This window comes from Methylobacterium sp. Leaf93 (assembly GCF_001422345.1).
Lineage (GTDB): Bacteria > Pseudomonadota > Alphaproteobacteria > Rhizobiales > Beijerinckiaceae > Methylobacterium > Methylobacterium bullatum.
On the sequence record NZ_LMMS01000003.1, the window covers coordinates 167,549 to 191,028 of the forward strand.

At 68.6% G+C, this 23,480-nt stretch carries 21 protein-coding genes; 14 read left to right on the forward strand and 7 right to left on the reverse strand.

Annotated elements, in window-relative coordinates; all coding sequences use genetic code 11:
• The first annotated feature begins 68 nt into the window (after positions 1-68).
• Positions 69-1,376: an efflux RND transporter periplasmic adaptor subunit gene (locus tag ASF26_RS05200; RefSeq protein WP_056250430.1), complete on the forward strand. Its 1,308-nt coding sequence runs from the start codon at positions 69-71 to the stop codon at positions 1,374-1,376.
• Between the two features lie 13 nt (positions 1,377-1,389).
• Positions 1,390-4,635, forward strand: coding sequence for a CusA/CzcA family heavy metal efflux RND transporter (locus ASF26_RS05205; protein WP_056250431.1), 3,246 nt, complete (start codon positions 1,390-1,392; stop codon positions 4,633-4,635).
• A gap of 222 nt (positions 4,636-4,857) precedes the next feature.
• Here ASF26_RS05205 and ASF26_RS05210 read toward each other — a convergent pair whose 3' ends face one another.
• On the reverse strand, positions 4,858-5,259 hold the full coding sequence (locus tag ASF26_RS05210) for a helix-turn-helix domain-containing protein (RefSeq protein ID WP_056250434.1): 402 nt from the start codon (positions 5,257-5,259) through the stop codon (positions 4,858-4,860).
• 99 nt (positions 5,260-5,358) lie between these two features.
• Here ASF26_RS05210 and ASF26_RS05215 point away from each other — a divergent pair, with 99 nt between their 5' ends.
• Together ASF26_RS05215 and lspA are read left to right on the forward strand one after the other, a co-directional pair.
• Positions 5,359-7,542 (forward strand): heavy metal translocating P-type ATPase, encoded by a 2,184-nt coding sequence (locus tag ASF26_RS05215; protein ID WP_056250436.1) that lies wholly within the window; start codon positions 5,359-5,361, stop codon positions 7,540-7,542.
• 4 nt (positions 7,543-7,546) lie between these two features.
• The gene (gene lspA, locus ASF26_RS05220; RefSeq protein WP_056250438.1) at positions 7,547-8,074 is read left to right on the forward strand and encodes a signal peptidase II; all 528 of its coding nucleotides are present in this window, start codon (positions 7,547-7,549) and stop codon (positions 8,072-8,074) included.
• A 147-nt stretch (positions 8,075-8,221) separates the two neighbouring features.
• On the opposite strand, the gene ASF26_RS05225 is transcribed toward lspA, so the two are convergent.
• Positions 8,222-8,968: a phosphatase PAP2 family protein gene (locus ASF26_RS05225; RefSeq protein WP_056250441.1), complete on the reverse strand. Its 747-nt coding sequence runs from the start codon at positions 8,966-8,968 to the stop codon at positions 8,222-8,224.
• A gap of 316 nt (positions 8,969-9,284) precedes the next feature.
• Between ASF26_RS05225 and ASF26_RS05230 the strand changes: the two genes are divergently transcribed.
• From ASF26_RS05230 to ASF26_RS05265, 8 genes are all read left to right on the forward strand, one after another.
• On the forward strand, positions 9,285-10,724 hold the full coding sequence (locus ASF26_RS05230) for an IS1182 family transposase (RefSeq protein ID WP_056250443.1): 1,440 nt from the start codon (positions 9,285-9,287) through the stop codon (positions 10,722-10,724).
• A 426-nt stretch (positions 10,725-11,150) separates the two neighbouring features.
• Complete coding sequence (locus ASF26_RS05235; RefSeq protein ID WP_056250445.1) at positions 11,151-11,789, forward strand: 2,3-bisphosphoglycerate-dependent phosphoglycerate mutase; 639 nt, start codon at positions 11,151-11,153, stop codon at positions 11,787-11,789.
• A 183-nt stretch (positions 11,790-11,972) separates the two neighbouring features.
• Positions 11,973-13,034 carry a putative sulfate exporter family transporter gene (locus ASF26_RS05240; RefSeq protein ID WP_056250446.1) on the forward strand — a complete coding sequence of 354 codons (1,062 nt, stop codon included), beginning with the start codon at positions 11,973-11,975 and terminating at the stop codon, positions 13,032-13,034.
• A 101-nt stretch (positions 13,035-13,135) separates the two neighbouring features.
• A complete protein-coding gene (locus tag ASF26_RS05245; protein ID WP_056250448.1) occupies positions 13,136-14,275 on the forward strand; it encodes an adenylate/guanylate cyclase domain-containing protein in 1,140 nt (379 codons plus the stop codon).
• Between the two features lie 196 nt (positions 14,276-14,471).
• Positions 14,472-15,695, forward strand: a complete 1,224-nt coding sequence (locus tag ASF26_RS05250; RefSeq protein ID WP_056250451.1) for a molybdopterin-dependent oxidoreductase — start codon at positions 14,472-14,474, stop codon at positions 15,693-15,695.
• A gap of 11 nt (positions 15,696-15,706) precedes the next feature.
• On the forward strand, positions 15,707-16,045 hold the full coding sequence (locus ASF26_RS05255; protein ID WP_056250458.1) for a cytochrome c: 339 nt from the start codon (positions 15,707-15,709) through the stop codon (positions 16,043-16,045).
• Positions 16,046-16,231: 186 nt separating this feature from the next.
• Positions 16,232-17,215: a beta-propeller fold lactonase family protein gene (locus ASF26_RS05260; RefSeq protein WP_056250460.1), complete on the forward strand. Its 984-nt coding sequence runs from the start codon at positions 16,232-16,234 to the stop codon at positions 17,213-17,215.
• Positions 17,216-17,293: 78 nt separating this feature from the next.
• Positions 17,294-18,379: a molybdopterin-dependent oxidoreductase gene (locus ASF26_RS05265; protein ID WP_056250462.1), complete on the forward strand. Its 1,086-nt coding sequence runs from the start codon at positions 17,294-17,296 to the stop codon at positions 18,377-18,379.
• Positions 18,380-18,382: 3 nt separating this feature from the next.
• Here the strand turns inward: ASF26_RS05265 and ASF26_RS05270 are convergent, their stop codons facing one another.
• Genes ASF26_RS05270 through ASF26_RS05290 form a run of 5 tightly spaced genes read right to left on the reverse strand, consistent with a single transcriptional unit; the run spans position 18,383 to position 21,380 of the window.
• Positions 18,383-18,754: a DUF202 domain-containing protein gene (locus ASF26_RS05270; RefSeq protein WP_056250466.1), complete on the reverse strand. Its 372-nt coding sequence runs from the start codon at positions 18,752-18,754 to the stop codon at positions 18,383-18,385.
• On the reverse strand, positions 18,751-19,641 hold the full coding sequence (locus tag ASF26_RS05275; RefSeq protein ID WP_056250469.1) for a LysR family transcriptional regulator: 891 nt from the start codon (positions 19,639-19,641) through the stop codon (positions 18,751-18,753). The genes ASF26_RS05270 and ASF26_RS05275 overlap by 4 nt, the downstream gene beginning before the upstream one ends.
• On the reverse strand, positions 19,638-20,447 hold the full coding sequence (locus ASF26_RS05280; RefSeq protein ID WP_056250472.1) for an anti-sigma factor: 810 nt from the start codon (positions 20,445-20,447) through the stop codon (positions 19,638-19,640). Before ASF26_RS05280 ends, ASF26_RS05275 begins: the two co-directional genes overlap by 4 nt.
• Entirely contained in the window at positions 20,444-20,953 is a 510-nt protein-coding gene (locus ASF26_RS05285; protein ID WP_056250474.1) for a sigma-70 family RNA polymerase sigma factor, read from the reverse strand. The genes ASF26_RS05280 and ASF26_RS05285 overlap by 4 nt, the downstream gene beginning before the upstream one ends.
• Positions 20,954-20,996: 43 nt before the next feature.
• Complete coding sequence (locus ASF26_RS05290) at positions 20,997-21,380, reverse strand: hypothetical protein (RefSeq protein WP_056250476.1); 384 nt, start codon at positions 21,378-21,380, stop codon at positions 20,997-20,999.
• A gap of 181 nt (positions 21,381-21,561) precedes the next feature.
• Here ASF26_RS05290 and ASF26_RS05295 point away from each other — a divergent pair, with 181 nt between their 5' ends.
• Together ASF26_RS05295 and ASF26_RS05300 are read left to right on the forward strand one after the other, a co-directional pair.
• The gene (locus ASF26_RS05295; RefSeq protein ID WP_056250477.1) at positions 21,562-22,017 is read left to right on the forward strand and encodes a DUF305 domain-containing protein; all 456 of its coding nucleotides are present in this window, start codon (positions 21,562-21,564) and stop codon (positions 22,015-22,017) included.
• Positions 22,014-23,450, forward strand: a complete 1,437-nt coding sequence (locus tag ASF26_RS05300; protein ID WP_056250480.1) for a YncE family protein — start codon at positions 22,014-22,016, stop codon at positions 23,448-23,450. Before ASF26_RS05295 ends, ASF26_RS05300 begins: the two co-directional genes overlap by 4 nt.
• Positions 23,451-23,480 lie beyond the last annotated feature (30 nt).

The window sequence follows — 23,480 nt, forward strand, 5'->3', positions numbered from 1 at the left end:
GACTTGAACCGGACCGTCGACCCAGCCCCAGGCGGTGACCGCGGTCCTATGCGAACGGCCTCCCTTCCATGCGTGCAATCATATCCGTGGCCCTCCTGGCCATAGGCGTCGCCATCGGCGGTGCCGTCCCCCGCGTGTCCGAGAGCGTGCGGGGCGCGCTGGCCACCGCCGGCCTGTCCTCCACCGCGGCCAAGACTCCGGCGACCAACGCGGCCGTGACCGGGGCGCAAGCCACCAAGGTCGACGGCGACCACAAGCACGCCGAGGGCGAGGCGCACGGCCACGACGAGGCAAGCGAGGGCAAGATCAAGATGACGGCCGAGCAGGCCGCCGAGCAGGACATCAAGCTGGCGCATGTCGAGGGCGGCATCCTCTCGCGCCATCTCCTGGTGCCCGGCACCATCACCCAGGACGCCGACCGGATCGCCCGGGTGCCTGCGCGGGTCGCCGGGACAGTGGCGGAGATGCGCAAGCGTCTCGGCGAGGACGTCGCCAAGGGCGAGATCGTCGCCGTCCTGGACAGCCGCGAGGTCGCGGATGCCAAGAGCGACTTCCTCACCGCGACGGTCAAGGCGGATCTGGAAAAGACCAACTTCGACCGGCAGCAGGCCCTCTGGGACAAGAGGATCTCGGCGGAATCGGCCTTCCTCAACGCGAAGGCCGCCTACTCCGAGGCGGGCCTGCGGGTCGATCTCTCCCGCCAGAAGCTATCGGCCCTCGGGCTGAACGCGACCGAGGTCGCCGCCGCGGCCAAGAAGGACGAAACCACTCCGAACTTGTCGTCGCTTCGCCGCTTCGAGCTCAGGTCCCCCCTCGCGGGGCGGATCGTGGAGCGCAAGGTCGACGTCGGAACGAAGGTCGGCAGCGAGGGGGACCCGGCCGACGTCTATACCGTGGCCGACCTCTCCTCCCTCTGGATCGAGCTCCCCGTCCCCACCACCGAGCTGTCCAAGGTCCGCGAGGGCGCCAGGGTGACCATCGTCGGGGGCGAGGACGCTCCCCGCCCCGAGGGCAAGGTCGTCTTCGTCAGCCCGATCCTCAACCCGGAGACGCGCTCGGCCCGGGTCATCGTCGCCCTGCCGAACAAGGACATGTCCTGGCGCCCGGGCACCTTCGTCACGACCGAGATCGAGATCGCCCAGGACAAGGTCGCGGTGCGGCTGCCGAAGTCCGCCATCCAGACCATCGGCGGCGAGAAGGTGGTTTTCGTGCGGACCGAGGAGGGCTTCTCGAAGCGAGAGGTGACCCTCGGCAAGGCGGACGACGATGCCTACGAGGTCGTCGCCGGCCTGGAGCCCGGAGACGAGGTCGTAGTGGCCAACTCCTTCGTCCTGAAGGCCGAGCTCGGCAAGGCCGACGCCGGCGACGACGATTGAGCGGGGACCGGCCATGATCTCGAAGATCCTCGACTTCTCCGTCCATCAGCGTTGGCTCGTGGTGCTCCTGTCGCTTCTAGCGGCCGGGTCCGGCGTGTTCTCGCTGACGAAGCTTCCCATCGACGCGGTGCCGGACATCACCAACAACCAGGTGCAGATCAACACCACGGCGCCCTCGCTTTCGCCGAACGACATCGAGCGCATCATCACGTACCAGGTCGAGACCGCGCTCTCAGGCATCAAGGGCCTGGAATACACCCGCTCGCTATCCCGGAACGGGTTCTCCCAGGTCACCGCCGTCTTCTCCGAGGCGACGAACATCTACTTCGCCCGCCAGCAGGTTGCCGAGCGCCTTCAGGAGGCCGAGGCGGCGATGCCGTCCGGTGTCGAGCCGCGCATGGGACCGATCTCGACGGGCCTGGGCGAGATCTACATGTGGTCGGTGCACTACGCGAAGCCCGGGGAGCGCAAGGTCTCGAAGCCCGGCAAACCCGGTTGGCAGCCCGACGGCAGCTACCTCACACCCGAGGGCCAGAGGCTCTCGACGGAGCTCGAACGCACGGCCTACCTGCGCACGGTCCAGGACTGGATCATCCGCCCACAGGTGAGGACCGTCCCGGGCGTGGCCGGCGTCGACGGCATCGGCGGCTTCGAGAAGCAGTACCACGTCCAGCCCGATCCGATGAGGCTGACGGCCCTCGACCTGTCCTTCGCCGACATCGGGCGGGCGCTGGAGGCTAATAACGCCAACCAGGGTGCACGCTACCTGGAAGACAACGGCGAGGGCTACGTCGTGCGCGCCGCCGGCCGCTTGGAGAGCATGGAGGACATCGGCTCCGTCGTCGTGACCACGCGCGGCGGCGTGCCGGTCCGCATCTCCGACGTCGCCGAGGTGCGAATCGGGCGCGATCTGCGCACCGGGTCAGGCAGCGAGGACGGGCAGGAGGTCGTCATCGGCACCGCCCTGATGCTCATCGGCGAGAACAGCCGCACCGTCGCCGCCGCGGTCGACGCGCGCATGACCGGCATCCGGCGCACGCTCCCGCCCGGCGTCGAGGTCCAGACGGTCCTCAACCGCACGGTCCTGGTCGAGGCCACCATCCGGACGGTCGCCAAGAACCTGGCCGAGGGCGCGGCCCTCGTCGTGGTCATCCTGTTCCTGCTGCTCGGCAACATCCGCGCGGCCATCGTCACAGCCCTCGTCATCCCGGTGGCGATGCTGATGACCATGACGGGCATGGTCCAGGGCCGCATCAGCGCCAACCTGATGAGCCTTGGGGCCCTCGATTTCGGCCTCATCGTCGACGGGGCAGTCATCATCACCGAGAACGCCCTTCGCCATCTCGCCGAACGCCAAGGGGAACTCGGGCGAAAGCTCGACCTGGAGGAGCGCCTCGCCACCGTGCGGGCCTCGGCCGAGGAGATGATCAAGCCCTCCCTCTACGGGCAGGCCATCATCATCCTCGTCTACGTGCCGCTCCTCACCTTCACCGGGGTCGAGGGCAAGATGTTCGAGCCGATGGCGCTCACCGTCATCATCGCCCTGGTCGCGGCCTTCGTCCTATCGCTCACCTTCGTCCCGGCGATGATCTCCATCGTCATCACCGGCAAGGTCACCGAGACCGACAACCTCTTCGTCCGGGCGATCAAGGCCGCCTACCGCCCAGTCCTCGGGGCCGCCCTGCGCGTGCCCATGCTGTTCGTCGCGGTCGCCCTGGTGTTGCTTGTCGGGGCAGGCATCCTGTTCAGGGGTCTGGGGCAGGAGTTCATCCCGCAGCTCGACGAGAAGAGCATCGCGTTGAACGCCCAGCGCATCCCGTCGACGTCCCTGTCGCAATCGCAGGCGATGCAGCTGAAGGTCGAGCAGGCCATCGGCCGGTTCCCCCAGGTCGCCTACGTCTTCTCGAAGACCGGAACCGCCGAGGTCGCCTCGGACCCGATGCCGCCGAGCTCGTCGGACACCTTCGTCATCCTGAAGCCGCAAGCCGAATGGCCGGACCCGGACCTGTCCAAGGCCGAGTTGCAGGAGAGCATCGAGAAGGCCCTCGGGGCGCTCGCGGGCAACGTCTACGAGTTCTCCCAGCCCATCCAGCTTCGCTTCAACGAGCTGTTAGCCGGCACACGCGGCGACCTCGCCGTGAAGGTCTTCGGCGATGACCTAGGCGCGATGACCGCGGCCGCGAACCAGATCGCCGGCATCCTGCGCGGGGTCGAGGGCGCGGACGACGTGAAGGTCGAGCAGACGGCTGGGCTGCCGTTCCTGGAGATCGGGATCAACAAGGCCGAGGCGGCCCGCCTGGGCCTGAGCACGTCCGCGATCCAGGACGTCATCGGGGCGGCCATCGGGGGCCGCGAGGCGGGCGTCGTCTTCGAGGGCGACCGGCGCTTCCCCATCGTCGTGCGCCTCAACGACAAGGTGCGCGAGGACCGCGAGGCCCTGGAGAACATCCCGGTGCCGTTACCTCCCGGACCGAACGGGCGCGCCGCGTCCGTGCTCCTGAAGCAGGTCGCGAGCTTCTCGGTGACGGAGGGCCCGAACCAGATCTCGCGCGAGAACGGCCGGCGCCGGGTCGTGGTCACCGCCAACGTGCGGGGCCGCGACATCGGCTCGCTCGTGGCCGAGGCGCAGGACAAGGTAACCTCGGGGGTGTCGCTCCCGGCCGGCTACTACGTGACCTGGGGCGGACAGTTCGAGAACCTGGCTTCCGCCCGCCAGCGCCTGATGGTGGTCGTCCCGGTGTGCTTCTTCCTGATCTTCCTGCTGCTGTTCTCGGCCCTGAACTCGGCCCGGGACGCGCTCCTGGTGTTCAGCGCGGTTCCTTTGGCGCTGACCGGGGGCATCGCCGCCCTATGGCTGCGGGGCATCCCGTTCTCGGTGCCCGCGGCCGTCGGCTTCATCGCCCTGTCCGGGGTGGCGGTGCTCAACGGCTTGGTGATGCTGACCTACATCAAGCAGCTCATCGCCGAGGGACGGCCAAGGCGCGAGGCCATCATGGAGGGCGCCATGACCCGGCTCCGTCCAGTGGCGATGACCGCGCTGGTGGCATCCCTCGGGTTCGTACCGATGGCGCTGGCGACCGAGACCGGGGCAGAGATCCAGCGCCCCCTGGCGACGGTAGTCATCGGCGGCCTCATCTCGGCGACCCTTCTGACCCTCGTGGTCCTGCCGGCCCTCTATGCCAGGTTCGCCGGTGCGGTCGCCCCCGAGAGGAAGGATCGGCCCAAGCCGGTCCAACCGCATCTCCGCGCCGCCGAGTAGGAGGGTCGGCATGAGCAAGAAGGTCGCCCGAACCATCGCCGACTGGGGCGGCGGCGGCCCACGTCGCCGACGCCGCGTCAGGCCCCACGTCCGTCGCGCGGCCGGCCGGGCGTTCGCCCTGGCCCTCATCGCCATCCCGGCCTGCGTCTACGTTCTGTACTGCCTCTGCAACATCGGCGGGAGGACGCACTTCCCCCTGATGCCGACGGGGCCGATCCATCCTCAGGACGGATCCCCGTGGGGAGACAAAGCCTCGATGATGCGGCAGTCGGCGACGGACCCGCAGCCGCACTGACCGATGACGTCACGCAGCTCATGCGCCAACCGGGTCAGGTCGGCCAGCTTGCGCTCGACCTGCGCCAGGTGGGCGCGGGCGATGGTGTCGACCTCGGCGCAGGACCGGTCGCGGTCGTCGGCCATGGCGAGAAGCTCCCGGATCTGGTCGACCGTGAAGCCGAGGTCCCGTCCCCGCCGGATGAAGCTCAGGCGGCGCAGGTGCTCCGGACCGTAGAGACGGTAGTTGCCCGCCGACCTTTCCGTTGCCGGCAGGAGCTTCACCTTCTCGTACCACCGGATCGTCTCGACGCGGGTGTTCGTCGCCGCGGCCAAGTCGCCGATGGTCATGGGGGGTGCGTGCGCCATGGCCTTGACCCTGTAGTTGCTACAGGGTGCATGTAGGGCCTCAGACCCTTCGGCGCGAGGCCCGGGTCGACGGAGCTTGCCATGTCAGGGCCAGGAACATCGGGAGCGGTCCCCGCGGGCGCTGCGCTGCGCTACCGCGTGAAGGGCATGGATTGCCCGAGCTGCGCGACCAAGATCGAAACAGCGGTAACCCGCCTGCCCGGCGTCCGCGACGTCCGCGTGAACTACACGGCCCAGGTCCTCGACCTCGTGCTCGACGAGGGCTCGACACCCAGGGCGGACCTGGAGAACCGGATCACGGGGCTCGGCTATGGCGTCGGGTCCCTGCCGACCGCGGCCGACCTCGCCCGCTCGCAGACGACGGGCATCGCGGCCCCGGCCATCGTCGAGGAGGAGGCGGAGACCCCCGCCTGGCGCAGCCGCAAGGGGCTTTTGGCGCTGGGCATCGCCGTCCTGTTCGCAAGCGGATTTCTCCTGCAGACGGTTCGGCCCGGGCTGGCCGGGGAATACGCCTACTGGCCCGGCGCGCTCCTGGGTCTCGCCTTCTACGGACGCCGCGCCATCGCCGCCGCCCGCAACGGCTCGCCCTTCTCCATCGAGATGCTGATGTCGGTCGCCACCATCGGGGCGCTCGCCATCCATGCCGCCGAGGAAGCGGCGGTGGTGGTCCTCCTCTTCACCGTTGGCGAGATGCTCGAAGGCTTTGCGGCCGGCCGGTCCCGGGCCGGCATCAAGGCCCTCGTGGGCCTGGTGCCGAAGACGGCGCGCCTGGTCGAGGGGGACGGCGCCGTGCGTGAGGTGGCGGCCGCCTCCCTGGTGATCGGCCAAACCGTGCTGGTGCGCCCGGGTGACCGCGTCCCTGCGGACGGCGAGGTCACGGACGGCACGTCGAGCCTCGACGAGTCCCCGATCACGGGGGAATCGGTGCCCCGGCCAAAGGAGGTCGGGGACGCCGTCTATGCCGGCAGCGTCAATGCGGACGGGGTCCTGCAGGTCAGGGTCACCCGGATGCCGTCGGACAACACCGTCGCCCGCATTCTGCACATGGTGGAGGAGGCGCAGGCTTCGAAGTCGCCGACCGCCCGGTTCATCGACCGCTTCAGCGCCGTCTACACCCCGGTCGCCTTCGCGGTCGCCGCGCTGGCGGCGCTTGGCCCGCCGCTGCTGCTCGGCGCCGACTGGGGCACCTGGATCTATCGCGGACTGGCGTTGCTCCTCATCGCCTGCCCCTGCGCCCTCGTGCTCTCGACCCCGGCCGCCATCGCCTCGGGTCTTGCCGCCGGAGCGCGGCGGGGACTGCTGGTGAAGGGCGGCGCCGCCCTGGAGACCATCGGACGGGTGCGTACCGTCGCGTTCGACAAGACGGGGACGCTCACGGCAGGGCGTCCAAGGGTCACCGACGTCCTCCCATTTGCCCCGGACATGACGGATCGCACCCTGCTCGGGCTCGCGGCGACGGTGGAGGCCGGATCGAGCCACCCCATCGCTCGTGCGATCCTCGAACGTACGGAGGCCGACGCCATCCCCCTGCGCCCCGTACGCGATGCCCGTGCGGTTCCCGGCAAGGCCGTCCAGGCCACGGTCGCCGGTCGCACGGTCGCGGTGGCATCCCCGCGCCACGCCGCGACGCTGGCCAGCCTCTTGCCGGAAGCGGAAGCGACGGTGCAGGCCCTTGAGGAAGCCGGCAAGACCGCCGTCGTCGTGGTTCGGGACGGAGAGGCGCTCGGCGTCGTGGCGGTCCGGGACGAGCCCAGACAGGATGCGGTCGCCGGCGTCGCGGCCCTGCGCCGGCTTGGGGTCGAATGCGTGATGCTGACCGGCGACAACCGGCGCACCGGCGAGGCCATCGCCAAGGGCCTGGGACTATCGGTCCGGGCCGACCTGCTGCCGGCCGACAAGCTCGCCGAGATCGGCGCGTTGAAGGAGGTCGGCCCGGTCGCTATGGTCGGCGACGGCATCAACGACGCCCCCGCGCTCGCCTCCGCCAGCGTCGGCATTGCCATGGGCGGCGGCACAGACGCGGCACTGGAGACGGCTGACGCGGCCATCCTCAACGACCGGGTATCGGACGTGGCCGCCCTCGTGGCGCTGTCCCGGGCGACGCTCGGCAACATCCACCAGAACGTGGCCATCTCGCTGGGGCTTAAGGCCGTGTTCCTGGTGACGACGCTCGCAGGCATCACTGGGCTATGGCCGGCCATCCTGGCGGATACCGGGGCGACCGTCCTAGTGACGGCCAACGCCCTTCGCCTGCTCCGGGCTTGAGCCGATGCGTCTCATACGGGAAAGGGCCGAGGTCGGCGCCCTCGTCGTAATCGCTGTGACCGCGGCGGGCACCGACCTGTGGACCAAGGCGCTGGCGGTCGACAGGCTTTCCGACGGAACCGTGCACGCGGTACTGCCGATGCTCGACCTCAGGCTCGCGTTCAATCATGGCATCAGCTTCAGCCTGCTTCCGGCGCATGACGCGACGTCCCTGGTCGTCCTTCTTGCGCTTCAGGGAATGCTGACGGCCCTCGTTGCCGGGTTGGCATTCCGCGCGACCGGAGCGTCGGAAGGAGTTGGTTTCGCCATCATGACCGGCGGTGCCCTGGGAAACCTCATCGACCGATGTGCGGACGGCCGCGTCACGGACTTCCTCGACCTGCACCCGGCGGAGGTGCATTGGTTCACCTTCAACATGGCCGATATCTGGATCAGCCTCGGGGCCGCCTTGATAGCTTGGGAGGCAGTCGGCAAGCCGGGCCGGCCGAGACCACCAGCGCCGCTTGATCCGGCCGCCCTACGGGCCCCCTAACGGCATCATTTCGGTCGTGCCCGTAATGGTCGGACGGCTTGGCCGCAGGCATCGACGATGCGGTCCTGCTAATCGAACGAATACTGGGATGCGTCCGTCCCTTCAGTCAGGCGGAGGATGCGTTTAGGAAGAACGGCGCATGGGGTCCTATGCCTCGATGCCTTCCTCGCCCGCGACATGGTCGGGCTTCTCGACCTTACCGCGTCGCTGAAGCTGGAGGGCCACGACCCAGCACAGGACCGCCCAGGCCGACCCCACGCACCAGCCCGCCAGCACGTCGGTCGCGTAGTGCACCCCGACATAGACCCGGCTCATCCCGACCACCACCGTGAGGAAGACGGCCAGCCCCATGAAGTATGCCTTGAGGCGAGCGCCCGCCGCCACGCGCGTCATGAGGGCACCGAGCGTCAGGTAGGTGACGGCGGAAAGCATGGCGTGGCTGCTGGGGAAGCTGGCGGTAAACACCTGGATGCCGCCGGGGATCTCGGGTCGCGGACGGTTGAAGAGGAGCTTGAGGCCAAAGCTGATGACCGTCCCGCCCAGGATCGAGCCCACCACCAGGACCGCTGCCCCCTGCTTGCGGATCAGGAGCAGGTAGCCTGCCACAGCCGCGATGAGAAAGCAGAGAATCACCATGCTGCCCAGGGAGGTCACGTCCCGGGCCATCTCGTGCAGCCAATCCGGTCCAATCGGACCAGCCGCGCCGGGTGGACGGAAGAAGTGGGCGACGCGGGTGTCGAACCCCATCGTGCCGCCCTCCATGACCTTGTCGGCCAGGAGACCAAACCCGAGGATGAGGGCGGCGACGCAAAACAGCGTCACGGGCAGACCGATCTCCCGTTTGCCGAGGCGCGCCATGATACCGGCACGGGCGGACGGAGAGGATTGGTTCATGCGCCCGAACTCCTGGATCGGTCCCTTGACGGTTGCTGGCTCGGGACACTCACCGCCTCATGCGGCAGAGCCGAAGAACCCGTTCGGATCCTCGCCCGTTCCCCCGCGGTGAGCGGCGAGCCAAGGAGAACCCGCACCTTTGTTGCCCGCAATGGTCGCATCCACGCCGAGATCCCTGCGGAGGAGGACCTGAAACGTCGGATATCGACCCCGAGGCCTAGTGGTCGAAACCTGACGCTTGATGCCGTCCGCTTCCGACCCTGGCTGTGTCAAAACCCTGCTGATGGTATCTTTTCCGGATCGACCGGAGGATGGCATGGGACGGTTTGTTGTCGGTGCCGAGCGCGATCAGACGACGCTGTTTCCGCCTTGTCTTGAAGACTGGATCGCCGAGGACAACCCGGTCCGCGTGGTCGATGCCTTCGTGGACGCGCTGGATCTTGGCGGGCTCGGTTTCGCGGGTGTCGATGCGGCGCGAACGGGACGACCGGGCTACCATCCGACCGCTCTCCTAAAACTCTACGTCTACGGCTATCTCAACCGGGTCCCGTCGAGCCGACGTCTGGAGCGCGAAGCGGGCCGCAACGTCGAGGTCATGTGGCTGACGGGCCAGCTGTCGCCCGATCACAAGACCATTGCTGAGTTCCGCCGTAAGAACGGACCGGCCATAGGACGCGCCTGTGCCCGCTTCGTCGCGTTGTGTCGCGAGATGGGCCTTCTGACGGGGACGCGCGTCGCGATCGACGGCTCGAAGTTCAAGGCGGTCAACAACCGCGACCGCAACTTCACGCAAGGAAAGCTCGACCGGCGCCGTCAGCAGATTGAGGAAAGCGTGTTGCGCTACCTCTCGCAGCTCGACACGGCCGATCGTCAGGATCCCACACCCGAACTGGCCGCCAAGGTGGTGCGGCTTAAGGAGAAGATCGCTCGCCTTGGGCAGGAGATGAAACGGTTGGCCGGCCTGGAAGAGCAGATGAAGGCGGCGCCTGACCGGCAGATCTCACTGACCGATCCCGATGCGCGATCGATGGCAACCAGCGGGCGCGGGTCGGGCATGGTGGGCTACAACGTCCAGGTGGCGGTCGAGACCGAGCATCATCTGATCGTGGCTCACGCGGTGACCAATGCCGGCTCAGACCGAGCGCAGCTCAGTGGAATGGCAGTGCGGGCCAAGCAGGCTTTGGAGACGGATACGCTCGATGCGGTGGCCGACCGGGGGTATTACTCCGGCCAGGAAATCCTCGCCTGCGAACGAGCCGGCATCTCCGTCATGCTGCCCCGGCCCATGACCTCAGGCGCCAAGGCCGCCGGACGCTTCGGCAAAGAGGACTTTCTCTACCATCGTGAGAAGAACGCCTACCTGTGTCCGGCGGGTGAGACGCTGTCACATCGCTGCACCACGGTGGAGAATGGCCTCACGCTGCATCGTTACTGGACGAATGCTTGCTCGGCCTGCCCGCTAAAGGCGGACTGCACGACGGGCAAGGAGCGCCGGGTGACGCGTTGGGAGCACGAGGACGTGCTGGAAACCGTGCAGCGCCGATTGGACGGCGATCCACTGGCCATGCGGGTCCGGCGCGAGACGGTCGAGCATCCCTTTGGCACGCTGAAGGCGCGGATGGGGGCCACGCACTTCCTGACCAAGACCCTGCCGCGCGTCTCGACCGAGATGGCCCTTCAGGTCCTGGCCTACAATCTAACCCGAGTTCTCAACATCTTGGGAAGCCGGAAGCTCCTTGCGGCGATCCCAGCCTGAGCGAGGGCTCGGCTCGTCCGCCGAATAAGCCGGGAAGCTGTCCAAGAGGCGCCTTCAAACCAAAACTGGTCGTCTCCCGACCGTAAGAACACGTTCGGCGCGGTGAATACCCCCTTCTCGCGAGACCGGGACGTCACCCAACCGCAAAAGCTCACACCTTCGAGTTTTGACACGGCCTGGACCCTTCTCGGACCCTGGGAAGGTCCGCTTCGTGGCAGGTTGGCGGAGGATGACCTACGTCTGGGTCGGGTGGGAAGCAGCTTGGCTGCTTTCAGTCGCAAGACGTTCTTAAGCGGACCTAGGATGACCCGCCGTCTCCGGATGGACGGTCCAACCCATCGCAGGGTCGAAGTTCGTTAAAGTCGGATGCCGACATCATCAGAGGCGATGCGACCGGCACGAAAGTGCTCTGCCTCGGGAGACAGCGTGATTCACGATTGCAAAGCCCCGGTCACGCGACATCTCGTGCTGGTCCGGCATGGCCAGAGCGTAGCCAACCGATCCGGCCTGTTCACGGGATTGCTGGACTCGCCCTTGACCGAGCAGGGCCGGAGGGAAGCCGAGGCAGCCGGCCGGCGTTTGGCAGAGTGCAACTGGCGCTTTTCCGCTGCCTTCACCTCGACGCTAACGCGGGCCGTCGTGAGCGGCCGGCTTATCCTCGATGCGCTCGGGCAACCCGAATTGGTCCCCCAAAGCTTCGCCGCGCTCGACGAGCGAGACTACGGGGACCTCAGCGGGCTCGACAAGATCGCCGCCGATGCGCGCTGGGGGGCGGAGCGGATCGAGACCTGGCGCCGCTCCTACGCAGAGGCGCCGCCGAACGGTGAGAGCCTGCGCGATACCGTCTCCCGCATCGTGCCATGCTACCTCCGAACCATCCAGCCGGCGGTCATGGGCGGAGACGTGCTCGTCGTCGCCCACGGCAATTGCCTGCGGGCGCTTGTGATGGCGCTCGAAGACCTGAGCCCGGCGGACGTCGAGCACCTCGAACTCGCGACGGGCTCCGTCAGGATCTATGAGCTTGCCGCGGACACGACGATCAAGGCCCACTGGATCGACGGGTGAATCCGCCTGTCGGCCTCTCACAATGGGTCTCCGTGATCTGCGAAGGGGCACTTATTTCATCTATTTCAGTGATGGGAAGCATCTAATCATTCCGTTGGAGTGAATGAAAAGAACATGGGATTCTCCGGCATCACATCGGAGCCACCCATGTCCGCGCCCAGACTTTTCTCCCACGCTCGGTCAATGCGTGCCTTGGCCGGCACGAGAGCCATCCTTCCGGGACTGGGCCTCTGTGTGGCGGTCACCGCCGCAGCGGTCGGCTTCGAGGCCGCCGAGGCGCACCTGTTCGGTCGTGCCTGGCTCGAAGCCCTGGTGCTCGCGATCCTGCTCGGCAGCGCGATCCGCACCATTTGGACCCCGTCGCAGCGTTTCTTTCCCGGCATCGCCTTCGGGGCCAAGACCGTGCTGGAGATCGCGGTCGTACTACTCGGCGCGTCGCTCAGCCTCGCGACGATCCTCGCCGCCGGACCGGGCCTTCTCTTCGGCATCGCGGGCGTCGTCGTGGTCGCGATCCTGTCGAGCTACGGCATCGGCCGGGCGCTCGGGCTGCACCCGCGCATGGCGATCCTCGTCGCATGCGGTAACTCGATCTGCGGCAACTCGGCGATCGCGGCCACGGCACCGGTGATCGGCGCCGACGGCGAGGATGTCGCCGCCTCCATCGCCTTCACCGCGGTGCTGGGCGTGCTGGTGGTGCTCGGCCTGCCGCTGCTGGTGCCGCTGCTCGGTCTGTCGCCGATGCAGTACGGCGTGCTCGCCGGCCTCACCGTCTACGCTGTTCCGCAGGTCCTCGCCGCCACCGCGCCGGTCGCGGCGCTCAGCGTCCAGGTCGGAACCCTGGTGAAGCTCGTCCGGGTGCTGATGCTAGGCCCGGTCGTCCTGGTGCTCTCGCTCGGCGCAAGCCGGCTGCGCGAGGAGACCGACGAGGCCGCCCCCGGCGTCACCGCGGGCGACCGCCCGGCCCGCGGCGGCCTCGCGATCCACCGCCTGGTGCCGTGGTTCATCCTCGCCTTCCTTGCGCTCGCGGGCCTTCGCTCGACGGGCCTGATCCCGCCGGTTGCGCTCGCGCCGATGTCGGAGACCGCCAACGTGCTGACCGTGGTCTCGATGGCGGCGCTCGGCCTCGGGGTCGACGTGCGCAGCGTCGCCAAGGCCGGGGCGCGGGTGACCCTCGCGGTGGTCGCCTCGCTCCTCGCCCTCGGCGCCGTCAGCCTCGGCCTGATCCGCGTGCTCGGCCTCGTCTGATCCGCGCTATGGCATCGATCCAACTCCTTGATGAAAGAACTGCCGTGACACGTTCGTCCCAATCTTCGTCCGAGGCGGTCGCGCAGGCGACGGGATGGTTGATGAGGCCGGGTCGCGAAACGGCGGACGCGGCAGCCCTTCTCGACGGGTTCAGTGCGTGCCTCTTGGGGCTTGGCTTGCCACTGGCCCGCGCCACCACCCACGCGCCGACCCTGCATCCGTCGTTCCGCTGGGTAATGCGCGTCTGGCATCCAGGAGCGTCGAGCCTAGCCCTGCGTCGCCGCCACGGCATCGAGAGTACGCCGACCTTCCACGGCAACACCGTCGAGCGCGTAGTCGAGACCCGTACCCCATTCCGATGCCGTCTCGACGGGGATGGGCCGCTGCCGTTTCCTGTGCTCGGCGAGCTTCGCACCGAGGGTCTAACCGACTACCTCATCGTGCCGCTGCGCGCCGCGCGTGGACGCATGGGCGCCGCCTCCTGGGCCACGGCGAGACCGGGCGGCTTCACGCCGATCGAGATCGACACGTTGCTGGCGCTGGTCGAGCCGTTCTCGCTGCTGTTCGAGATCAAGGCGCTCGACGACATGCTAGGCGCGGTGCTGAGTGCCTATGTCGGACGCGACCCGGCGCGGCAAATCCTGGCCGGCACGGTGCGGCGCGGCGACGTACGCTTGATGCGGGCCGCGATGATGCTGACCGACCTGCGCGGGTTCGGCGAACTGTCCGACCGGCAAAGCTCCGACCGTGTCGTGGCCGCCCTCAACCGGATGTTCGATGCCATCGTGCCGGCCGTCGAGGCGGAAGGCGGCGAGGTGCTGAAGTACATCGGCGACGGGCTACTGGCCGTGTTCGATGCCGATCGCGACGAGGCCGAGGCGCGCAGTGCCGCCTTGCGTTCCGCCGAGGCCGCGCTTGATGCGCTTGCGACCCTGCGCGACGGTGACAGGGCTGCCTTCGAGGTCGGCGTCGCACTTCATGTCGGGGAGGTCGCCTACGGCAATATCGGCGGCGGCGACCGGGTCGATTTCACGGCGATCGGCCGCGATCTCAACGTGCTCGCCCGCGTCGAGCGCCTGTGCAAGACCTACGACACGCCGCTGATCGCCACCGACACCTTCATCGACGGGTTGGCACATGCCCTTGAACCGCTTGGCACCGTCGCCCTGCGCGGTTTTTCCGAGCGTCACGCCCTGTTCGGGTGTCGCAGGACCGCGCCCGTCGGCGCGCCGGCGGCGTGACGCCGAGACGGCGTCCTTGATCGTCCCATCGGAGATCGAAACTTCTCAAATCATCGCGTTTGGAGATCATTCGTATCGCGAAAGACCGTTGGTGGGAATAAATCGCATCCCGTAGCATCTCCCTGGTCGCGAGGAATCGCCACGGGCCCGGTGCCCTCGAACGCATCGACGCCGACATCCTTCAAGGGGAGAGACCATGCACGGACTGGACAGACCGATGAACCGCCGCCTCGTCCTGGGTGGCCTAGGGCTCGGCAGCCTCGGCGCCGCCATACCGGCCTGGGCGGGCGGCTCGGTGAAGCTTCCGCTGCCCGGCGGCCCGGACGAGCGGGCGCTGACCACGGCCTTTCCGGGCAAGGCCGAGATGATCCTCCAGCGCACTCATCCGCCGCTACTGGAGACGCCGTTCTCGGTGTTCGACGAGGGCGTGTTCACCCCCAACGATCGCTTCTACGTCCGCTGGCACTGGGCCTCGATCCCGACCGAAGTCGATGCCGGCACCTTCCGGCTCAAGGTCCACGGCCATGTCGAGAAGGAGCTCTCGCTCTCGCTCGACGCCATCGCCGGCCTGCCGCGCTTCGAGATCGCCGCGGTGAACCAGTGCTCGGGCAATTCGCGTGGGCTGTTCGAGCCGCGGGTGCCCGGCGCGCAATGGGCCAACGGCTCGATGGGCAACGCCCGCTGGACCGGGGTGCGCCTCAAGGACGTGCTCGAAAAGGCCGGGGTGAAGTCCGGCGCCGTGCAGGTGCGCTTCAGCGGCCTCGACGAGCCCGTGGTCGACGACGCGCCGGACTTCAAGAAGTCCCTCGATCTCGACCACGCCAACAATGGTGAGGTGATGATCGCCTACGCGATGAACGGCGAGCAACTTCCGCTGCTCAACGGTTTCCCGCTCCGCCTCGTGGTGCCGGGCTGGTACTCGACCTACTGGGTCAAGATGCTGTCCGACATCGAGGTGCTGGACAAGCCCGACGACCAATATTGGATGAAGACCGCTTACCGCATACCGGACGTGCCGGGCGCTAACATCAAGCCCGGTCAGACCGGCTTCAAGACGGTGCCGATCAACAGGATGGTGCCGCGCTCGTTCGTAACCAACCTGCAGGACGGCGCCAAGGTGGCGGCCGGAACGCCGGTGGCGTTGCGCGGCATCGCCTTCGGCGGCGATTGCGGGGTGAAGGCGGTCGAGTTCTCCGGCGACGGCGGGGCGACGTGGTTCCCGGCGCAGCTCGGCGCGGACGAGGGCCCCTACAGCTTCCGCCGCTTCGAGGGCAGCCTGCCGGCGCTGGCCTCCGGCACCCACACGGTCCGGGTCCGCTGCACCAACACCAACGGCGTCGCGCAGCCCATGGACCGGGTCTGGAACGGCGCCGGCTTCATGCAGAACGGCATCGAGGCCGTGTCATTCCAGGCCGCTTGAGGAGAACAGCCATGAACCCGATCCGCCCTGCGGCCCTCATCGCCGCCCTCATACTGTCTCCCATGGTGGCGCTCGCCGCTTCGGCTCCCGAGCCGATGCGCTTCACCTCGCAATCGATCGAATTCCCGACTTCCGACCGGATCTTCCCGGACGGGCCGGGGGCCGAGGCGGTCAACAACAACTGCCTCGCCTGCCACTCGGCCGGGATGGTGCTGACCCAGCCCAAGCTCACGAAGGCGCAGTGGACCGAGACCGTGAACAAGATGGTTCACGTCTACAAGGCGCCCGTCGATCCGGCCGACGTGCAGACCATCGTCGATTACCTCACGGCGTTGAAGCCGACGCCCTGAATCCCCGAATCCAGAGGCCACCGCGTTTTTTTCGCCGGCCTCGGGGAATAGACCGCACCTTCCGGCATCTCCTCAGGGCGATGCACGGCCGGCCCGGCCTTGCACCACGGATTTCCGATTTCGAACCAGCCCTCGCGGCCGGCCTTTGGCCGCCGAACGAGTGCGCATGCCCGAGAGACCCGCTTCATGACCCATATCCGCACCAGCCTCCGCACCCTCCTCGCCGGAGCCGCCTTGCTCCTCGCCCAGGGCCAGCCCGGGTTCGCCGCCGGCTTCGACGGCGCGATCAAGAACAACGCCCTGGCGCTGAACGCCGCCGGGACCGTCGCCGCTGTGTCGAACAGCGAGGAGAGCGCCGTCGTCGTCTACGACGTCGCCAAGGGCACCGTGCTGCGCCGCCTCGACGGCTTCGTCACGCCGCGCAACATCGTGTTCGCACCGGACGGCGCCCGCTTCTACATCTCCGACAGCGGCACCGGCCGGATCACGGTCTACGAGACCGCCACCGGCAAGGAGGCCGGCGTTCTCGCCGCGGGCCCCGGCGCGTTCGGCACGGTGCTCTCGGCCGACGGGACCAAGCTCTACGTCAACAACGAGGCCGCGAGCACGCTGACCGTGTTCGACACCAAGACCATGCTCGCCGAGGCCGTGATCCCCGGCTTCGCGCAGCCGCGCCAGGGCGTGAAGCTGTCGCCGGACGGCAAGACCGTGTTCGTGACGAACTTCCTCGGCGACAAGATTACGTTGGTCGATACCGCCACCAACAAGATCACCGGCGAGATCGCCGGGTTCGACAAGCTGCGCGCCATCTCGATCACCAAGGACGGTAAGACGCTGTTTGCCGCCAATAGCGGCCGTAACACCATCGGCGTGGTCGATGTCGCCGCCCGTAAAGTCACCTCCGAGGTGGCAGTGGGCAAGGACCCCTACGGCGCCGCGCTGACCCCGGACGGGCGCTTCGTCTATTCGGGCAACCTCAAGGACAACTCGCTCTCGGTGATCGACACCGGCACCCTCAAGGTCGTCGCCACGGTGACCGGCCTGAACGAGCCGCGCCAGGCGATCGCGTTCTCGGCCGACAACGCCCACGCCTACGTCCTCAACCGCGACCTCAGCGTCGCCGTGGTGGACCGGGCGAAGAACGTAGTCGTCTCGACGATGAAGCCGTGAAGCGACGCGCGTCGGGGGCCTTATCGCCCCCGGCGCGTTCTCGTCGTCGACACGTCACGAACGCAGGACAAAAACCCCATGCTCGGCCTGTTCCAGCGCAAGGACCGCCTCATCGTGCACGGCGAGGCGCCCTACAATGCCGAGCCGCCGCTCGATCGCCTGCGGGCGGCCTTCCTCACCGACCAGGCCGACTTCTACGTCCGCAGCCACGGCAACATCCCGGACCTCGACGCCGACGGCTACCGCCTGACTGTCGACGGGATGGTCGCGACGCCCCTCGAATTGTCCGTCGCCGATCTGAAGGCACGCTTCGCGCACGTCACCGTCACGGCGGTGATGCAATGCGCCGGCAACCGCCGGGCCGACATGCTGGCTGTGGCCCCGGTCTCCGGCGACCCGTGGGCGCCCGGCGCCATCGGCAACGCGGAATGGACCGGGGTGCGGCTCGCCGACGTCCTGCACGCCGCCGGGATCGATGCGTGCGGTACGCGCCACGTCGCCTTCGAGAGCCACGACCGGATCGCCCGTACGGACACGCGCTTCGGCGCCTCGATCCTACTCGCCAAGGCACTGGCCCCCGAGACGCTGCTCGCCTTCTCGATGAACGGCGAGCCTCTCGCCCCCGAGCACGGCCATCCCCTACGAGTGGTCGTTCCAGGATTTGCCGGCATCCGCAGCCCGAAATGGCTCGCCCGCATCACGGTGCAGGACCACCCCTCCGACAATCCGATGCAGGCCGACGACTACAAGCTATTCCCGCCCGACGTGACGGCCGAGACCGCCGACCCGGCCCACGGCATCACCATCGAGGCGATGCCGCTCAACAGCGCGATCTGCGAGCCCGCCCGCGGCGCAGCGTTGAAGGCCGGCCGGCACGCGATCCGCGGCTACGCCATCGCCAGCGACCGCGCGGTCGCCCGCGTAGACGTCTCGACGGATGGCGGTCGCAGCTGGGCACAGGCCCGGATCGACCGCGATGCCGACGCGCCCTACGCCTGGACGTTCTGGGAGATCGACCGCGAGCTGACCGCGGGCGAGCACGAACTCGCGGTGCGGGCCTGGGACTCCGCCGGCCAGACCCAGCCGGCGGCGCCCGACGACACCTGGAACTACAAGGGCTACCTCAGCGCCGCCTGGCACCGGGTACGGGTCACGGTGGCCTAACAGTCACGCCCAGAGCAGGGCGGTGGCCGCAAGGCCCGAGATCGCGATCAGCAAGGCCGCGATCCCGACGGTGAGGATGCGCGGCATCATCGGGATCTCGGCATCGGCGAGACGCGCCCGGATCGCCCGGTCCCGCCATGCGGCGCCGGCGAACGAGGCAAGCGCGCAGGCGATCAACGTGAGCGACAGCACCTTTAGCGGCCAGACCGCCAGCACCTCCCGCAGGAAGCGCTGCGCGGCCAGGCCGACGCCGAGGAAGGCGAGCCCGGTGCGAAGCCACGCCACGAACGTACGCTCGGCTGCCAGAACCGTCCGGTCCTCGGCGAGCCTCACCCGGGGATCGTCGGGGTGCACGGGTTTCGCAGGATCGCTCATCCGGCATCCGCCGTCGCGATCAGGTCGAGCAACGCGTCGGCGGCCCGGCTGCGGTAGCGCTCCTTGTGGCGCAGCACCCGGAACGGCCGGCTCGGCAGGGCGAACGCCGCCCGCACCAGGGTTCCGGCCCGAAGCGCTGCGGCGACCACGGTCTCGGACAGGACGGCGGCCCCGCCCCCGGCCTCGACGGCGGCGCGCACCGCCTCGTTAGAGGGCAGTTCGAGCGTGACCCGAAGCTGGGCGGCTGCGAGGCCGGCCGCACCCAGGGCCGTCTCGAAGGCCGAGCGGGTTCCCGATCCCGCCTCGCGCAGCACCCAGTCGGCCCCGGCGAGATTTTCGGGTTCGAGGGCGGTCGCCCCGGCGAAGGCATGGCCAGGGGCGACCACGAGGACCAGTTGGTCCTGCGCGATGGTGGTGCTCGCAAGCGTCGGGTCGTCGAGCGCCCCCTCGACGAAGCCGAGTTCGGCCTGCCCGGCGCGCACTGCGTCGGCGGCGTCGGTGGTGTTGCCCACCGCCAACCGGATAGCGATCTCAGGGTAGGCCCGGCGGAAGGCGACGAGGTGGCGAGGCAGCCAGTCGCTGGCGATGGTCTGGCTGGCGTAGAGCGCCAGCGTCCCGCGCCGCAGGCCGCTGAGGTCGGCGAGCACCAGTTCGGCCGCGTCGGCGCGGGCAAGCACGGCGCGGGCCTCGACGAGGAACACGCGCCCCGCCTCGGTCAACTCGATCCCGCGGCCGACCCGGTGAAACAGCTTCGTCGCGTGCCGCCCCTCGATGTTGGCGATCGCCGTGCTGACCGCCGACTGGACGAGGTTCAGCGCTTCGGCAGCCCGCGTCACGTGCTGCCGCTCGGCCACCGCCACGAAGATGCGGAGCTGGTCGAGGGTCACGGCTGCCGACGATCCGGCGCGAGGCCACGCACCTGCGCATCGACCGCCTGCGCGACAGTGAGCAGCCGGGCCTCATCAGTTCGACCGGTGACGACGTAGGACATGCCGCCATCGACCCAGGAGAAGGCGGCGACATCGCCCTCGCGACCGAAGCGGAAGAGCGTTCGCCCATCGCCGTCTCCGACACGGCTGTAGAGCGACAGGCGGGTTCCGCGGTCGTCGTCGTACATTAGCATCGCTGCGGATTCGGCGCCGGCCGGCAGCAGCCGCCCGCCCATCAGGCGAAACCCTTGGGCCGCGAGATCGGGGGCCGCGACCGCGTGACCGAGGCGCTTCGAGAGCCACGTCACGAGGTGGAGCTTCTCGTCGGCGCGCACCTCCACCGGATGCACCACCTCGACCACGAAGGTGCGAAAGGCCGCGACCGCGTCCTGCGTCGCCGGTGCCTCCGCCACCATCGCCGTCGCGGGTCCGCCGCGCAGGGCATGGCCGACCCAGCCGCCGGCACCGCCGAGCGCAAGGCAGAGCACGGCTGCAGCTGCCATGGGGAACCAGCCCCCGCCGACGAACCGACGTCGCGGGCGAATGTTGGCCACCCGGAGCCGCGCCGGGATCGCCTCCTCGGCGATCGGCGCGAGGCGGGCACGCATGCGCTCGCGCAGGGCGCGATCCGCCGAGACCTCGGCCGCACGCGCGGGGTTTCCTTTGAGCCATGCCTCGACCAGCGCCTGCCGCTCCGGTTCGAGGCGGCCGTCGATCAGGCCGTGCAGGTCGTCCTCGCCGACCGGGCGTGGATCCCCGCTCATTTCACCCTCCTCAAGAGGCCGGTCCGGCCAGTTTCCAGAAAACTTCGCATCCGTGTCCGCGCCCGGCTTAAGCGCGACATCACCGTGCCGAGCGGTACCCCGAGCACCTGGGCCGCCTCGGCATAAGACAGATCCTCCACCGCGACGAGCAGCAGCACCGAGCGCTGTTCCTCGGGCAGGGTGTCGAGCCCGGCGAGTACGTCGTGGCCTCCCAACGCGGCTTCCGGGTCGATACCCGGATCGGGCACCTGCTCCAGTGCTTCCGCGCCGACATCGACGCCGCGCCGGCCCCGGCGCCGGACGGCGCCGAGGAACAGATTGCGCTCGATCGTGAACAGCCACGCCCGCAAGTCGCCGTCGCGGCGACGCCCGGACCAGGCGGACAATGCCCGCTCCAGCGTGTCCTGAACGAGGTCGTCGGCCGCCTCGCGGTCCCGCAACAGCGCGACGGCGTAGCGCCGCAACGCCGGGATCTGCGGTTCGATGAGGGCGGCGATCTCGTCCAACGACGTTTCCCGGTCAGAGGGGGCCGATCAAGGCATTCACCGATCAAGGCTTGGCGATGTGCCACGCGCCGTTGAGGAAGCCGTCGCCGGTGATGTCGCCGGGCTTGGTGTCCTTGGCAAAGGTGTAGAGCGGCTTGCCCTTGTAGGCCCACTGCATCGTGCCGTCGTCCCGCGTCACCATCGTCCAGTCGCCGCTGGCGGCCGAGCCGGAGGCGGCCATCAGGGCCGGCCAGTTGGTGGCGCAGGGGCCGTTGCACATCGACTTGCCGCCCATGTCCTTGTCGAAGGTGTAGAGGGTCATGCTCTTGGCATCGACGAGCGCCGGCCCCTTGGCGGTCTCGGCCGTCATGGCAGGCGCGGCAGCCTGGGCGGCCAAGGCGGAGAAGGCGACAGCCGCGAAGGCGGCGCGGATCAGCAGAGTGCGCATGGGTGAGGTCTCCCGCGGTCGAGCATGACCGCATCGGGAGGGATGCCGAAGAGGCGCCTCTATTCCACGCGTCTTCTCGACGACAGATCACGAAGGCGTGAACGGGCTCTCAGCCAAATCCGCGGAATAAAGCCGCGCCCCAGGCATCCTTCCCATCGACACCGGATCAAAAGGAAGCCGCATGCGCGGAGCACTGGGATTTGCCGTGACGGCGGCGCTGATGGCGAGCGGCCTCGTCGGCGGCCGGATGATGATGCGCCCGACCTTGGCCGCGACCGAGCCAGCGGCAGCTCCGTCCGCGTCCTTCGACGCGATGATGGCGCAGTCGATGGCGCAGATGCATGCCGACATGATGGTCCCGCCCTCGGGCGACCCCGACCGCGACTTCGCCGCGATGATGATCCCGCACCACGAAGGCGCGATCGCGATGGCGAAGGCAGAGCTGCTCCACGGCAAGGATCCGGTCCTGCGCCGCCTCGCGCAGGGGATCGTCGTCGAGCAGGGCCAGGAGATCGATGTGATGCGCCGCGCGCTCGCCGATCGCCCCGCGATGCCGGGTCGGTCCGCCGGCGCCCCTCCCGTTCACCACCATGGCGCGGCACCTGCCGCCGAGATGCCTTCGGAGCACCGCCGATGAAGACCGCCCTGACCGTTCTCGCCCTTGTGCTGCTCTCCGGCTCGGCCTTCGCCGGGCAGGCTCCGGGCCCCGCCTCGGCGCCCGACGTGCCCATCAGCAGCAAAGACCGGTTCTACACCTCCGATCAGTTCTCCAACACGGTCTCGGTAATCGATCCCGCCGCCAACACCCTGCTCGGGGTGATCCGGCTCGGCGACCCGACGCCGATGAATCTGAGCCCGCTCTATCGCGGGCAGCTTCTGGTCCACGGCATGGGCTTCTCGCCGGACCACAGGACCCTTCTCGCGGTCTCGATCGGTTCGAACTCCGTAAGCTTCATCGACACGGCGACCAACGCGGTCCGCCACACCGCCTATGTCGGCCGCTCGCCGCACGAAGCCTTCTTCACGCCGGACGGTCGAGAGGTCTGGGTGAGCGTGCGCGGCGAAGACTATATCGCCGTGCTCGATGCCGCGACCGCCAAGGAGACCCGCCGGATCACCGTACCGAACGGGCCGGGCATGACGATCTTCTCGCCGGACGGCACCTACGGTTACGTCTGCTCCAGCTTCAGCCCCGAGACCGTCGTCATCGACACCAAGACCCACGCCATCGTCGGCCGCGTGAAGCAGGAGAGCCCGTTCTGCCCCGACATCGCCGCCACGCCGGACGGCAAGCAGGTGTGGTTCACCCTCAAGGATGTCGGCCGGACCCAGGTGTTTTCGGCGCGTCCGCCATTCGCGCCGCTGAAGACGATCGAGACCGGGCCGATCACCAACCACGTCAACATCGTCTCGACCAAGGCCGGCCAGTTCGCCTACGTGACGATTGGCGGCCTGAACCAGGTCAAGGTGTTCCGCACCGACGATTTCTTCCAGCTCGCAACGATCCCGACCGGCGCCCTGCCGCACGGGCTCTGGCCCTCGGGCGACGGCAGCCGCGTCTATGTCGGCCTGGAGAACGCTGACAAGGCCGCGGTGATCGACACCGCGTCGAACACGGTGATCGCCGAGGTGCCGATCGGGCAGGGTCCGCAGGGCGTCGCCTACGTCCCGAACGCCGTGCCGGAGGGCGACGGAATGCAAAACCTCCAGCCGCTGGGGGCCGCAGGCCAGACCAGTGCGCTGACGCTCGCGGGCGGCGACGGCAAGCCGGCGACGCAGGTCACCCTGTTCGACCAGGGCGTGCTGCAGACGCTGCAGGCCGCGATCACGGGACTGGCGCCGAAGATGCCGTTCGTGCTGGCGCTGTCCGCAGATCCGAAGGGCGCGACCGGCCTGGAGCCACTCGCCGCCTTCACCACCAACCCGGCCGGCGCGGCCATCGTCAACGCGATCGGCCCGATCCGGCAAGTCACCCGCAAGGACGCCGGCCCGAGCCGCCGTTACCTCGTGGTCGCGGCGGGCAAGCCCGGCAAACTCGGCGGCGTCGAGCAGGTGCAGATCACGGATTAATCGAGCGGTGTCGCCAGTCCGGAAGGCGAA